The organism is Pseudomonas sp. AP19 (assembly GCF_001728855.1).
Lineage (GTDB): Bacteria > Pseudomonadota > Gammaproteobacteria > Pseudomonadales > Pseudomonadaceae > Aquipseudomonas > Aquipseudomonas fluorescens.
In genome coordinates this window covers 25,791-39,275 of the sequence record NZ_LXJP01000037.1, presented here as the reverse complement: position 1 = coordinate 39,275, position 13,485 = coordinate 25,791, and the positions used below count along the sequence as shown (strand labels likewise).

Here is a 13,485-nt window from a genome sequence, read left to right as displayed (position 1 = left end):
GGCTTTGCGCAGGCCGTAAGATATATCTTAAGTTATATCTAGAAACACACAGAGGTTCCTGCCATGCGAGACCATTCCCACCAGCGTGACGGCTTTGACCCACGCGCCAGCCGCGGTCGCGGCCCCCGGGTGTTTGCACCCGGCGATTTGAAACTGCTGCTGCCAGCGTTGATCGCCGAGCAGCCCTGCCACGGCTACGACCTGATCCGCCAAATCGAAAGCCTGTTCGACGGCGCCTATACCCCAAGCCCCGGCGTGATTTACCCGACCCTGACTTTTCTGGAAGAAAGCGATCTGATCCAGGGCGACGCCGATGGCGGAAAAAAACGCTACACAATTACCGACGCCGGTCGTCTCTTCCTTAGCGAACAAGCCGTTGCGCTGGACGGTGTGCGCATGCGCATCGACGTCAGCAAACGCGCGTTACGCGGCCACGACCGCCCACCGGAAATTCACGAGGCGGTACACAACCTGCGTCACGCCTTGCATTCGCACCACGGGCGCTGGAGCCCGGAAGAAATCGTGCGTGTCGCGGCGCTGCTCAACCGCACCGCTCAAGCCATTGCCGACGGGAAAGACCAATGAATACGCAAGCTATCCACCGCGTCACCCACGAAATCAAACGTCGTCGCCTGCACGTGCTGCGGGTAGTCGATATCACCCCACGCATGCGCCGCATCACCTTGGGCGGGCCGGAACTGGCGGGCTTTGTCAGCCTGGGCAGCGACGACCACATCAAACTGCTGTTCCCGCAGAACGCCGCCGAACAGGCCGCGCTGGAAAGCCCGACCTTCACTATCAAGGGCGACGGCCCGCAACCGGCCATGCGCGACTACACACCGCGTCGCTTCGACCTGAGTATCGGCGAGCTGGATATCGACTTCGTGCTGCACGGCGACGGCCCTGCCTCCACGTGGGCCGAGCAGGCGCAGGTCGGCCAACACCTGTACATCGGCGGGCCACGCGGTTCGATGATCGTGCCGGATATCTTCGACAGCTACCTGCTGATCGGCGATGAAACCGCCCTGCCCGCCATCGCGCGCCGCCTGGAGGAATTACCGGCGGGCCGTAAAGTGCTGGCGGTGATTGAAATCGCCGATGCGGCGGAACAGCAAACACTGAACAGTGCTGCCGATGTGGACGTGATGTGGGTGGTGCGCGGCCAGGATGACCTGCTCGACACCGTGCGCTCACTGACGCTGCCGAGCGGCTCGCTTTACAGCTTCGTGGCGACCGAAACCAAGCTGTCGCGCCAGGTGCGGCGAGTGCTGCTGGACACGCACAAGGTCAATGAAGAGTATCTCAAAGCTGTGGGTTACTGGCGCGCCGAAGGCAGCACAGAAGACTGAGCCGGACGCAACTCAATTGTGGGAGCGGGCTGGCTGGCGAAAACGGTGGCTCAGTGTCAGATGCATTGACTGACCGTCCGCTTTCGCGAGCAAGCCCGCTCCCACCTTTATTCTCGGGGTGGCTTTAAGCATTTATCCAGCCCCACCACGGCCACCGCAATCAGCACAAACCCCGCCAGGAGCCCCCCGGCATTCACAAACACCTGTGGATAACCGAGGGTGGCCACATCAATGAACGGGTACTGATATTGCCCGAGCAAATGCCCGCGCAGCAGCACATAAGCGAAGTACACCAGCGGGTAGATCACCCAGGCGCCGATGTGTTTGAAACGCAAGCGGCCCTTCGGTACACAGCGCCACCAGTAGATTAAAAACAGCACCGGCATCACGTCGTGCAGCAATTCGTCGGCGATAAATTGAAAGCCCGTCGGGCTCCATAAATGCCGCAACAGCAGGTTGTAGGCCAGGCTGACCACGACGATGCTCGCGGCAACCCCACTGGTAACCGCCGGCGTCAGGAACCACCGTTTGGCTGTGGAATCGCGACTGACCAGCGCATAGCTCAACACCACCACGACCAAGGTGTTGGTGAGCACGGTGAAGAAACTGAAAAAGTTGATCAGCCCGCCCAACAGGCTGGCGTCGGTCGACCAGCGCGAATAGAAAATCAGGTATTGCTGAATCGCCAGCCCCACCCAGCCGGCCAGTGCCGCGACCGCGACAAAGCGTTTCATCGGCTCAGTCCAGCGGGCGTTTGGTACGCATCAGCTTGACGTACAAGCTTTCGACTTTCTCCCGCGCCCACGGGGTTTTGCGCAGGAACGTCAGGCTCGACTTGATGCTCGGGTCGCTCTTGAAGCAGCGGATATCGATGCGTTCGGCCAGACCACTCCATTCGTAATGTTCCACCAGGGTGGTGAGGACGTGCTGCAGGGTCACACCGTGGAGCGGGTCGTTGCTTGTCGCGGTCATGCCGGGCCTTTTGCAAAAAGAGGAAACACAGCCGCGCACCTTAGCCGACGGGGCGTACGGGTGGAAGCACCGCATTGAATATAGCCCCTGAAGAAAAGTTCCCCTTTTCAGCAAAAAAAGAGATGTTATATTGTAACGATACTTATCAAAAGTAACGCTTCCGATACCGTTTTAAGCCTTCTCTTTTTTGTGCCGTTTTGCCAAGGAATGTCCGATGTCCCTCTCCTCTCTGTGGCGCTTGACCCCGCTTGCCGCCGCCCTGCTGATCTGCTCTGAAGCCCACGCCCTTGAGCTGCAACCCCAAGTGATTACCGGCAACCCGCTGGGCAGTGAACAACTCGCCTCGCCCACCACCGTGCTGGAAGGCGATGACCTCACGCTGCAACAAAAAGGCAGCCTCGGCGAGACCCTGAACAAGCAGCCAGGTGTGTCGTCTTCGTACTTTGGCCCAGGCGCCAGCCGCCCGATCATTCGAGGCCAGGATGGCGACCGCATTCGCATTCTGCGCAACGGCGTGGGCGCACTGGACGCGTCGTCACTGTCCTATGACCATGCGGTGCCGTTGGACCCGGTCAACGTCGAGCGCATTGAAATCGTGCGAGGCCCGGCCGCGCTGTTGTATGGCGGCAGCGCGATTGGCGGCGTGGTCAACACGTTCGATAACCGCATCCCCACCGAAGCCATCGAAGGCATCCACGGTGCAGGTGAATTGCGCTATGGCGGCGCCGACACCACCCGCAGCAGCGCCGGCAAACTGGAAGCCGGCAACGGCACCTTCGCGCTGCATCTGGACGCCAATGCGCGGCAATTCAACGACCTCAAAATCCCCGGTCAGGCCCGCAGCCGCCATGCCCCGCAAACCGAAGACGGGCCTGGCAAGAATGGCCGCCTGGGCAACAGCGACGGGCGCCAGGACGGCGGCGCGCTGGGCGGTTCCTACACCTGGGACGACGGTTATGCCGGGCTGTCCTACAGCAACTACGACGCCAACTACGGCTCACCCGCCGAACAGGACGTGCGCATCCGCATGAAGCAGGATCACTACGCCTTTGCGTCCGAGATCCGCAACCTGCAAGGCCCGTTTACCTCGGTAAAACTCGACGCGGGCTACACCGATTACGAGCACCGCGAAATCGAAGGCGGCGAAACCGGCACGATCTTCAAGAACAAGGGTTATGAGGCGCGCGTTGAAGCCCGCCACCAACCGCTGGGCCCGTTCGATGGCGTGGTGGGCGCACAAGTGACCCGTAACGAGTTCTCGGCACTGGGCGAAGAAGCCTTCGTGCCACAGACCGACACCAACGCCGGCGCGCTGTTCATCCTCGAAGAAATGCAGGCCACCGAGCGCCTGAAGCTCAGCCTCGGCGGGCGCCTGGAACACACCAACATCGACCCGAACGCCAAGGGCAATGCGCGCTTTGCCGGCGCCGACCACGCCAATGACTTCACCGCCGGCAGCCTGTCGTCCGGCGCGGTCTACACCCTTACGCCGATCTGGTCCCTGGCCGCAACCCTGGGCTACACCGAACGCGCGCCGACCTTTTACGAGCTATATGCCAACGGCGCCCACGTCGCGACCGGCACTTACGAGCTGGGCGACGCCAAGCTGAAGAAAGAAAAAGCCGTGTCCAGCGACCTGGCGTTGCGCTTTGACAACGGCACCCACAAGGGCAGCTTTGGCGTGTTTTACAGCCGCTTCTCCAATTACATCGGCTTGCTGGGCACAGGTCGTACGCTTAACGATGAAGGTGAAGAAGACGCGGCGGGCATTCCTGAGTACACATACTCCGGCGTACGCGCACGTTTCGCCGGCTTCGAGGCCCAGGATCACTGGAAACTCGGCGAAGGCGCCTACGGCAAATTCGCCCTGGAACTGTCGGGGGACTACACCCGCGCCACCAACCTCGACACGGGCGAAGCCTTGCCACGCATTGCGCCCCTGCGCTTGAACAGCGGGTTGCTGTGGGAATTCGACCGCTGGCAGGCGCGCATCAATGTGGAACACGCGGCCGGTCAAGGGCGAGTGCCGGATAACGAGCGTGGCACCGATGGCTACACCACGCTGGGCGCAAGCGCGGGTTATCGCTTCAATGTGGGTGGCAGCCAATGGCTGGCGTTCGTTAATGGCGAAAACCTGACCAACCAGACCGTGCGCTACGCCAGCTCGATTCTGCGCGATATCGCGCCGGCACCGGGCAGAAGCGTGCAGTTCGGGGTGCGTACCACCTTCTAAAAAACACCGAAAATCCCCAGTGGGAGGGGGCTTGCTCCCGATGACAGTGTGTCAGTCGACCTGTTCATGGCTGACCCACTGCTATCGGGAGCAAGCCCCTCCCACATTTGTTTTGCAGCGACACTTAGTCACTGTTACCAAAACTGAAATGATGCATCTTGCGATTTGCGCTTTCTCTTGGCGCATCAGCGCTTTATCCTTGTCGGCAACAAACTGAAACGTTTCACGCCCGCGGTCGATCCCATCTTGCCGAATTTACCTTTCATCGAAGACAGCGCTGTCTTACACCGACCTGCGCCTGGGAATAAATCGCCCGCTTGTGGATAACCCTCTTATCCCCAGAAAAACTCGAATTAACGCTGAACCTAGCCCGCGCCAAATCGTCATCTACAGTGAAGCACGGGGTTACATAATTCCAACGTCACGGAGAAACACACTATGAGCACTGATGGTGCTTCAAGCCCAAGCCGCCTGCTGCCCAGGTTGCTAGGCGTCTTGCTGCTGATCATGGGGCTGGCCTTGCTGGCCGGCGGCGTCAAGCTGAGCATGCTCGGCGGGTCGCTGTACTACCTGCTGGCCGGTATCGGCATCGCCCTCACCGGCGTTTTGCTGCTGGCTACCCGCCGCGCTGCGCTGGGCCTGTACGCACTGGTGCTGTTCGCCAGTACCGTGTGGGCACTGTGGGAAGTCGGCCTGGATTGGTGGCAGCTGGTGCCACGTCTGGCCCTGCTGTTCGCGCTGGGCATCGTCTTGTTGCTGCCGTGGTTTCGCCGTCCGTTGCTGCGTGGTCAAGCCGCACCACTGGGCACGGGTGCGCTGAGCGTAGCCGTGGTGCTGGCCGGTGCTGCCGCCCTGGCCAGCCAATTCACCAACCCGGGTGAAATGGTCAAGACCGGCCAACTGGACCGTGACGCGGTGCCTGGCATGGCCAGCGCCGCACCGACCCAGGCCGATGGCGACTGGAACTCCTATGGCCGTTCGGCGTTCGGTGATCGTTACTCGCCCCTGGCGCAGATCACCCCGGAAAACGCCCACAAGCTGGTGCCGGCGTGGACCTTCCGTACCGGTGACATCCCTGGCCCAGGCGATCCCGGTGAAACCACCGCAGAAAACACCCCGCTGAAAGTCAACGGCATGCTCTATGTGTGCACGCCGCACAGCCAGGTGATTGCCCTGGACCCGGACACCGGCAAGGAAATCTGGCGTTTCGACCCGAAGATCAGCACCGAAGGTGCCGCGAACTTCAAAGGTTGGGCGCACATGACCTGCCGTGGCGTGTCGTATCACGATGACGCGGTATACGCTTCCGAGCAGAGCCCGACCGGCAGTGCCAGCGCTGCGCCGGTGAGTGCCGTCTGCCCGAAACGTATTTTCGTACCGACCGCCGATACCCGTCTGATCGCGCTGAACGCCGACACCGGCAAGATGTGCGAAGACTTCGGTGACAAAGGCCAGGTCGACCTGCGTGCCAATATCGGCAGCTTCGCCCCAGGCGGTTACTACTCCACGTCGCCACCGGCCGTAACCAAGAACCTGGTTGTGATCGGCGGTCACGTGACCGACAACGTCTCCACCGACGAGCCTAGCGGTGTCATCCGCGCGTTCGACGTGCACACCGGCAAGCTGGTGTGGAACTGGGACAGCGGCAACCCGGACGACACCACCCCGTTGGCCGAGGGCAAGACCTACACGCGCAACTCGCCGAACATGTGGTCCATGTTCAGCGTCGATGAAAAACTCGGCATGCTCTACCTGCCGATGGGCAACCAGATGCCTGACCAATACGGCGGCGACCGTACCGAAGATTCGGAAAAATACAGCGCCGGCCTGACGGCCCTGGACATCGACAGCGGCCATGTGAAGTGGACCTTCCAGTTCACTCACCACGACCTGTGGGACATGGACGTGGGCGGCCAGCCTAGCCTGATCGACATCAAGACCGCTGACGGCGTCAAGCAAGCGGTGATGGCGTCGACCAAGCAAGGCAGCATCTATGTGCTGGACCGCAGCAACGGCAAGCCGGTGGTGCCGATCAACGAAATCCCTGTACCGCAAGGCGCAGTGGCCGGCGATCACACCTCCCCGACCCAACCGAAGTCCGACCTGAACTTCATGCCGCCGCCGTTGAAAGAACGCGACATGTGGGGCGTGACGCCGTTCGACCAGATGCTGTGCCGGATCGATTTCAAATCGATGCGCTATGACGGTCCGTTCACTCCGCCATCGCTGCAAGGTTCGATCGTTTACCCGGGTAACTTCGGCGTGTTCGACTGGGGCGGCATTTCGGTTGACCCGGTGCGTCAGATTGCGTTCGTGAACCCGAGCTACATGGCGTTCAAATCGAAACTGATCCCGGCGGCCGACATTGCCAAGCAAGGTCCACGCGTCAGCGAGACCGAAGGCGTACAGCCAAACAAAGGCGCGCCATACGGCGTGATCCTCGAAGCCCTGCTGTCGCCTCTGGGCCTGCCGTGCCAGGCGCCGGCGTGGGGTTATGTGGCAGCGGTCGACCTGACCACCCACAAAACCATCTGGATGCACAAGAACGGCACCGTGCGCGACAGCTCGCCGGTTCCAATCCCACTGACCATGGGCGTGCCTAGCCTGGGTGGTACTTTCACCACCGCCGGTGGCGTGTCCTTCCTCAGCGGCACCCTCGACCAGTACCTGCGTGCTTATGACGTGAAAAACGGCAAGCAACTGTGGGAAGGCCGCCTGCCTGCAGGCGCGCAAACCACACCGATGACTTACACCGGCAAGGACGGCAAGCAGTACGTGCTGGTCATGGCCGGCGGTCACGGCTCGCTGGGCACCAAGCAGGGTGACTACGTGATGGCGTTCAAACTGCCGGATTAAGCATTACCGGTGGTAAACACAAGGCGGCTACCTGATGGGTAGCCGCCTTTTTTGTGCCTGCCGCGAGCGACCTGTGGGAGGGGGCTTGTTCCCGATGGCGGTGTACCCGTTGTCGATTCTTCCACTGACCCACCGCTTTCGGGAGCAAGCCCCCTCCCACCGGGTTCAGGTGGTGTGCTGGAGATCGGGTTTACAAGGCAACATGCTCACGCCGCATCCACCGTTCAAACGCCATGGCATTCAACGGCCGGCTGATCAGGTAACCCTGTGCGGTGTCGCACTTCCACTGTTTGAGCAGCATCAGGCTGGGCTCGAACTCCACCCCTTCCGCCACCACCTTGAGCCCCAGGTTGTGGCTCATTTCGATGGTTGACCGCACGATCACGCCATCGCCGCTGGCGCTGTCGAGGTTGCGGATGAAGGATTGGTCGATCTTCAATTCCTGCACCGGCAAGCGCTGCAATTGCGCGAGCGATGAATAGCCCGTGCCAAAGTCATCCACCGACAGGCTGATGCCGCAGCCGCGCAGTTGCTCCAGCACGCTGAGGGCCTGCTGCGGGTTGTGCATGATCGCGCTTTCAGTGATTTCGAAAATCAAGTGCTCGGCCGATACGTTGTAGTGCATCAACAAGGCGGTGACACGAATAGCCAGGTCGTCATCCGCCAAGTCGTCCACCGAGATATTCACCGACAGCTGCAGGTGCAAACCGCGTTGTGCCCACTCGGCCATTTGGCGAATAGCCTCCTCGATCGCCCACAGGGTCAAGGCGCCCATGCTGCCGGTGCGCTCGGCGAGGGGAATGAATTCGGTCGGTGACACTTGGCCAAGGGTCGGATGCTGCCAGCGCAACAGGGCTTCGGCCTGACGCACACGGCCGTCAACCAGATCGAGTTTAGGCTGGTAACAGAGGAACAATTCGCCCTCCACCACCGCGCGACGCAAGTCGCGAATCAGCGTGATCTGGCGCTGATGCGCCAGGTCGCGGTCCTGCTGGTAGATCTGCAAATACCCGGACAAGCTCGCCGCATCATGCCGGGCAATGGCGGCGCGGCTGATCAGTTCATCCACCTGCTGGCCGTCGGCCGGGTAAGCCGCGATGCCGATACTCACTTCATGGCGCACTTCATCATGGCCGATACGCTGGGGTTCGGTGAGCAGCCCATACAGGCGGTCGACACGCGCCACGGCGCAGTCGATATCAGTATTTTCCAACAACAGTAAAAATTCACTGCCGGCGATGCGCGCGGCGGTGTCGCTGGCCTGCAGGCTCATCGACAGGCATCGGCTGGCTTCGCGGAGCATTTCTTCGACGCCCTGAGGGCCGAAGCCTTCGTTGATCACCCGGTAGTTTTCAATCCCCAGGTACACCAACACCACCGGCCGCCGGGCACTGATCGCGCTGCCCAGGCGCTCCATGGCCAGGGCGCGATTGGGCAACCCGGTGAGCGGGTCATGCAGGGCGTTATGGGCCAATTGACGCTCGCGCACGGCAATTCCGCTTTGCATGGCGTTGAATGCCCGGGCCAACACGCCGAACTCATCGTGGCTGCGCACCTGCACCGGCGTGTGGTAGTCACCGGCACCAATCCGTTCCGCCGCTTGCACCAGGGCGTTGAGCGGGCGTGACACGCGTCGCGCCAGGAACAACGCGCCCGCCAGCGACACGAGCAGCACCGCCAGGGCAATCCCCATAAACTGCTGGTCCAGCGGCGCAAAGGACTCCAGCGCATGGTCCAGCGGGCTTTGCAGCAACACGCGCACCTCGTCGCCCTCGCCGGTATTGGCCAGCGGCAGCACCTGGCTGAGCACCCGTTGCCCGTAAAACACAGTGATCCGCGCTGCAGGGTCCAGCGGCGCCTCGTGCATCATATGGATGATCGCAGCCTGGTAGGCCTCAGGCTGGGTACTGAACAACTGGCCGACGCGGCCGTCCTGCACGCCGAGGAACGACAGCTCAAGGTTGCTCATGGAGCGCAGTTCGTTGGCGAACAGCTTGTCCATCGCAAAGCCCATGACTACGCGGGCAATAGGCAGCGGGTCGAGCACTTCATCCTGCACCAGCAAATACGGCTGGCCGTCCATGGCAACGATGAGCATCTGCAAGCCACTGCGCCGCGCATGACGCAACGCCTCGGCATAGGGGAACGGCTGACCGCCGGTCAGTTCCGGCAAGGTGCTAACCATCACCTTGCCCTCCAGGCTCAACACGAATACTTCCGTTGAGTGGATGCCGGGGCCACGCCGACGCAGCGCAGCCCGAATCGATTCGGGCTGGCCTTCAATCACTGCGTGTTTGAACGGAGCATCGACGGTGAGCCAGTCCAGCCCGTATTGCAGACGGCGCCCGCGCAGCTCCAGCAAGCGCTCGAACACCTGGATGCCGGTAGTGAGCTGGACTTGGGCCTGGTTTTCCACGGCGCGGGTGGTGGCGACCTTGACCGCGAAGTAAGTCGCCGCCACGACCACCAGTAGCAATAGCGCCAACACCGCGGCGATGCGGGTCTGGAAGGTGTGGCGCCACGTCATTGCCGTGCCCTCCGGCAGGATTCGCCTCTCGGTGCCACTGCGTTGCTTGTTCATACGCATCCCTGGCGGCGGCTGGTCTGGCGTCAAAAAAATATCCAATTTTATTGGATATTTGGTTTAAGCAGATTAGCTGGGACTTGGGATAAGTACACTCAACAAACACTGGAACTTTTGCGTCACATTATTGACAGGTGCGCAACCACTGACCTAAGCGCTGCGCGCGCGCATGAAGTCCCCCCATCGGCGCACCAGGTAGTTGTGTTCATCCATCACTGAGTTCCACACCGCGATGTGCCCCATGCGTTGCTCATACGAGCCGCCATCCCGCACTTCACCGATGTCGATCAACGGCAAGCCATCGCTGCCCAGCAATTCTTCGCGTGCTGGCTTGCCGGCATACCAGTAATCCCACTCGGCGTGGCTCAAATGATCGCGCGTGCGCGCCGGGTTGCCGATGTAGTAACCCTGGCGCGCCATGACCGCCCCCGGCCAACCGGACAACCACCAATTCAGGTAAGCATACGCCGCATCCAGCACCGGCCCTTGGGCATGGCGCGACAACGACAACCCGCCAAACCAGGCGCGGTAGCCTTCGCGAGGCACCGCCAACCGGTACTTGACCCCTGCCCGGTGCAGGCGCATCAAGGTCGGCGACCACAGGCTCTGGATATCAATGCTCGGGCTCAGCATCAGCTGCGCCGCCTCTTCATCATCCGACCAGAACGCCGCAAAGTGCCCCTCCTTCTGCTTGCGCACCAGGATGTCGGCCAGCACATCAATCTCCTCGATGCTCATATTGCCGACGTCCTTGAACTGCGCCAGCCCCGCGCCCTGCACCGCCAAAGCGGCATCCAGCGCGCCGATGGCCGCGTCACTTTGCAGCGCGGTACGCGCGCGCCAGGCCGGGTCGAGCAGCCAGCCCCAACTTTCATTGCCGTGGCTGAATCCTTCGGGCAAACGCTCGGGGCGATAGGCAAAACTGTCAGCATTGTGGGTCAGCGGCAGCATGCTGATGCGCTCGGTCACGGTGCTGCCGAGGCTGCCGTCATGCTGCACGAACAGGCGCTCACTGGGCACGCTGCCGCTGCCCAGGCGATCATTGGCCGACAGCCGGCCGCGCTTGGGCAATTCGTTGATCTCGTGCCACAACGCGATACGCCGCGTGTCGATCGGCTGGATCGCGCGCGCCGGCCACACAAAATCAACGTTGTGGAACCATTGGTCGTACAGGTCGTAACTCTCGGGCTGCATTACCGCGATGCGTTGCGCCTGTGCGACATCGTGCACCTGGTAGACCAGGCGAATGCCCAGTTCCTGTTCGGCGCGCACGCGCAGGCATTCGAGCAAGGTCACCGACGTACCGAGGACACGCAAGGTGATCATGCGGCGAACCGCCGCGAGAACACTTCAAAAGAGCGGCGCAGCAGTGCCGGGTCGAGGCCGCGCAGGATAAATACCAGCCGTGATTGGCGGTCGGTGCCTGGCCAGGCAGGCAAGTGCACCGGGGCATGCAGGCAGTGCTGCACGCCATGAATGACGATGGGGGCCGAGCTTGCGTTCACGTTAAGCAGTCCTTTGACGCGAAGGATTCGTTCGCCGTGGCATCTTAGCAGCATCGACAACCAGACCCCGAAGCCGACCCAGTCCAACGGCTGTTCGAAGGTCAGGCAGCACACTTGCGCGGCGCCGTGGGTGGCCGTGGTGGTTTGGTGCAATTGCCAGCGGCTGACTTCAACGGCGGGCTCGGCGCTGCGCAACCCCTCGCCGAGCAACAATTGGTCGCCGCTGAGAATGTCATGGGTATTGAGGATCGGTGTGCCGGCATTCAGCGCCTGCAAATGCGTGCGCAGCGAATCACAGTCGCCGGCGAGGTCGGTCTTGCTCAGCAACAGCCGATCGGCCGCAGCAACCTGGGCCAGCCATTCCGGGTGCAGGCGCTCCTGAAGCTCGGCGTGGCTGGCGTCGACCAGGGTAATCACCAGGCCAATGTGAAAGCGGCCGCGCAGTTGCACGTCGTTGTTCAAGGTGGCGAGGATCGGCGCCGGGTCGGCAAGGCCGGTGGTTTCCAGGATCACGCGTTTGAACGCCGGGATTTCACCGCGCTCACGGCGTTGCAACAGGCCGAGCAGCGCCTCTTTCAACTCGCCACGAATCGAGCAGCACACGCAACCGCTGGGCAGCAACACCGTGTCCGGGGCGACCTCTTCCACCAACAGATGGTCGATGCCGACATCGCCGAACTCGTTGATCAACAGTGCCGTGTCGCCGAGGCTTTCGCCGTGTAAGAGGCGCGTAAGCAAGGTGGTTTTACCACTGCCAAGGAAGCCGGTGATGACGTTGAGGGCGATGCTCATGACGACTCCAGGTGATCAAGCACGCGCGGGTCAAGCGGGTCCAGCGGGCGGCCGAGCATGCTTTCTGCCGCCTGCCAGAGAGGGTCCAGGCCACTCGCCAACGCTTGCTTGCCAGTGGCGCCCATCAGCAGGTACGAAGCGCCCTGAAAGTCTTCGACCTTGAGCCGGAACACCGCCAGCACCTGGTTGATCGCCGCGATGCGGCGCAGGCGTTCACGGCGTCGCGGCAGCTCATCGCCCAGAGGGTCGCTCCAGTGCAGGTCTTCACCGAGCAAACCGCAGAGTCCGCACATGGCTACACCTCACTCATGGCATGACATCGCCGGAGTTCGGGCCCAGGGTCTGGCCCACGAACAGATTGCCGCCCGGCTCACTGGCCAGCAGCACGGCGGTGGGCGCGACTTCGTCCGCCAGGCCGAAGCGGCCCAGGGGCAATTCGGCGGCCTTGGCGCGCTTCCAGTCGTCGCTGATGCCACCCACCAGCGGCGTTTCAATCGGGCCGGGCGCGATAGCGTTGACCAGCACATTGTCCTTGGCCACTTCCAGCGCCAGAGACTTGGTGAAACCGATTACCCCGGCCTTGGCCGCCGCATAGTGCGTCAATTCGGCACCGCCCTTGATCCCCAGTTGCGAGGCGACATTGATGATGCGGCCCCAGCGCTGCGCAAGCATGTGCGGCAACGCGCGCTGGCTGGCGACGAACACACTGGTGAGGTCGACGCGCAGCATGTCGTTCCACATTTCGATGGACAGGTCGACGCAGCGTGCCTGGGTCAGCATGCCGGCGTTATTGACCAGAATATCGATGCCGCCGAAGTGTTCGACGCAGCGGTCGACACTGGCCTGGGCACCGTCGACGGTGCCGACGTCAGCCAGGCATTCGAAGACCTCGGCGCCGAGGTTGCGGCAGGTGATGGCGGTTTCGGCGAGGCTGGCGGCGTTGCGGTCGGCCAGCAACAGGCGTGCGCCTTCGGCGGCGAAGGCACGCGCGATAGCGGCGCCGATGCCACTGCCGGCACCGGTAATCACGGCGCGTCGGTGGGTGAGTTGGGACATACACACATCTCCTTAGGTCAATATAGATCCAATGTGGGAGCGGGCTTGCTCGCGAATGCGTCGTCTCAGTCGATGCACCTGTTACTGACCCACCGTCTTCGCGCGCAAGCCCGCTCCCACATTTTCAGACCCAGTCCA

At 62.0% G+C, this 13,485-nt stretch carries 11 protein-coding genes; 4 read left to right on the top strand and 7 right to left on the bottom strand.

The features are described from left to right. Window positions 1-63: 63 nt before the first annotated feature. Both A7D21_RS22865 and A7D21_RS22860 read left to right on the top strand, forming a co-directional pair. Complete coding sequence (locus tag A7D21_RS22865; RefSeq protein WP_053254597.1) at window positions 64-585, top strand: PadR family transcriptional regulator; 522 nt, start codon at window positions 64-66, stop codon at window positions 583-585. Continuing rightward, on the top strand, window positions 582-1,349 hold the full coding sequence (locus A7D21_RS22860; RefSeq protein WP_069552764.1) for a siderophore-interacting protein: 768 nt from the start codon (window positions 582-584) through the stop codon (window positions 1,347-1,349). The genes A7D21_RS22865 and A7D21_RS22860 overlap by 4 nt, the downstream gene beginning before the upstream one ends. A gap of 107 nt (window positions 1,350-1,456) precedes the next feature. Here the strand turns inward: A7D21_RS22860 and A7D21_RS22855 are convergent, their stop codons facing one another. Together A7D21_RS22855 and A7D21_RS22850 are read right to left on the bottom strand one after the other, a co-directional pair. Further along, on the bottom strand, window positions 1,457-2,083 hold the full coding sequence (locus A7D21_RS22855) for a Pr6Pr family membrane protein (RefSeq protein ID WP_053254595.1): 627 nt from the start codon (window positions 2,081-2,083) through the stop codon (window positions 1,457-1,459). 4 nt (window positions 2,084-2,087) lie between these two features. Continuing rightward, window positions 2,088-2,321, bottom strand: a complete 234-nt coding sequence (locus A7D21_RS22850) for a VF530 family DNA-binding protein (RefSeq protein ID WP_043048686.1) — start codon at window positions 2,319-2,321, stop codon at window positions 2,088-2,090. A 214-nt stretch (window positions 2,322-2,535) separates the two neighbouring features. Between A7D21_RS22850 and A7D21_RS22845 the strand changes: the two genes are divergently transcribed. After that, complete coding sequence (locus A7D21_RS22845; protein ID WP_053254594.1) at window positions 2,536-4,554, top strand: TonB-dependent receptor; 2,019 nt, start codon at window positions 2,536-2,538, stop codon at window positions 4,552-4,554. A gap of 438 nt (window positions 4,555-4,992) precedes the next feature. Then, window positions 4,993-7,410: a glucose/quinate/shikimate family membrane-bound PQQ-dependent dehydrogenase gene (locus A7D21_RS22840; protein WP_069552763.1), complete on the top strand. Its 2,418-nt coding sequence runs from the start codon at window positions 4,993-4,995 to the stop codon at window positions 7,408-7,410. Between the two features lie 190 nt (window positions 7,411-7,600). On the opposite strand, the gene A7D21_RS22835 is transcribed toward A7D21_RS22840, so the two are convergent. The 5 genes from A7D21_RS22835 to A7D21_RS22815 form a co-directional block, all read right to left on the bottom strand. Continuing rightward, the gene (locus tag A7D21_RS22835) at window positions 7,601-9,937 is read right to left on the bottom strand and encodes a bifunctional diguanylate cyclase/phosphodiesterase (RefSeq protein WP_069552762.1); all 2,337 of its coding nucleotides are present in this window, start codon (window positions 9,935-9,937) and stop codon (window positions 7,601-7,603) included. Window positions 9,938-10,144: 207 nt separating this feature from the next. Then, window positions 10,145-11,320 carry a PotD/PotF family extracellular solute-binding protein gene (locus tag A7D21_RS22830; protein ID WP_053254591.1) on the bottom strand — a complete coding sequence of 392 codons (1,176 nt, stop codon included), beginning with the start codon at window positions 11,318-11,320 and terminating at the stop codon, window positions 10,145-10,147. Further along, window positions 11,317-12,291, bottom strand: coding sequence for a GTP-binding protein (locus A7D21_RS22825; RefSeq protein WP_053254590.1), 975 nt, complete (start codon window positions 12,289-12,291; stop codon window positions 11,317-11,319). Before A7D21_RS22825 ends, A7D21_RS22830 begins: the two co-directional genes overlap by 4 nt. Further along, window positions 12,288-12,584, bottom strand: a complete 297-nt coding sequence (locus A7D21_RS22820; RefSeq protein WP_053254589.1) for a hypothetical protein — start codon at window positions 12,582-12,584, stop codon at window positions 12,288-12,290. The genes A7D21_RS22825 and A7D21_RS22820 overlap by 4 nt, the downstream gene beginning before the upstream one ends. 13 nt (window positions 12,585-12,597) lie before the next feature. Beyond that, window positions 12,598-13,347 carry an SDR family NAD(P)-dependent oxidoreductase gene (locus A7D21_RS22815; RefSeq protein ID WP_053254588.1) on the bottom strand — a complete coding sequence of 250 codons (750 nt, stop codon included), beginning with the start codon at window positions 13,345-13,347 and terminating at the stop codon, window positions 12,598-12,600. Window positions 13,348-13,485: the final 138 nt, after the last annotated feature.

Coding starts and splice junctions, on each gene's coding strand:
- A7D21_RS22830 (WP_053254591.1), bottom strand. CDS start 11,320: ATGATCACCTTGCGTGTCCTCGGTACGTCGGTGACCTTGCTCGAATGC.
- A7D21_RS22855 (WP_053254595.1), bottom strand. CDS start 2,083: ATGAAACGCTTTGTCGCGGTCGCGGCACTGGCCGGCTGGGTGGGGCTG.
- A7D21_RS22860 (WP_069552764.1), top strand. CDS start 582: ATGAATACGCAAGCTATCCACCGCGTCACCCACGAAATCAAACGTCGT.
- A7D21_RS22820 (WP_053254589.1), bottom strand. CDS start 12,584: ATGTGCGGACTCTGCGGTTTGCTCGGTGAAGACCTGCACTGGAGCGAC.
- A7D21_RS22845 (WP_053254594.1), top strand. CDS start 2,536: ATGTCCCTCTCCTCTCTGTGGCGCTTGACCCCGCTTGCCGCCGCCCTG.
- A7D21_RS22865 (WP_053254597.1), top strand. CDS start 64: ATGCGAGACCATTCCCACCAGCGTGACGGCTTTGACCCACGCGCCAGC.
- A7D21_RS22840 (WP_069552763.1), top strand. CDS start 4,993: ATGAGCACTGATGGTGCTTCAAGCCCAAGCCGCCTGCTGCCCAGGTTG.
- A7D21_RS22815 (WP_053254588.1), bottom strand. CDS start 13,347: ATGTCCCAACTCACCCACCGACGCGCCGTGATTACCGGTGCCGGCAGT.
- A7D21_RS22835 (WP_069552762.1), bottom strand. CDS start 9,937: ATGACGTGGCGCCACACCTTCCAGACCCGCATCGCCGCGGTGTTGGCG.
- A7D21_RS22850 (WP_043048686.1), bottom strand. CDS start 2,321: ATGACCGCGACAAGCAACGACCCGCTCCACGGTGTGACCCTGCAGCAC.
- A7D21_RS22825 (WP_053254590.1), bottom strand. CDS start 12,291: ATGAGCATCGCCCTCAACGTCATCACCGGCTTCCTTGGCAGTGGTAAA.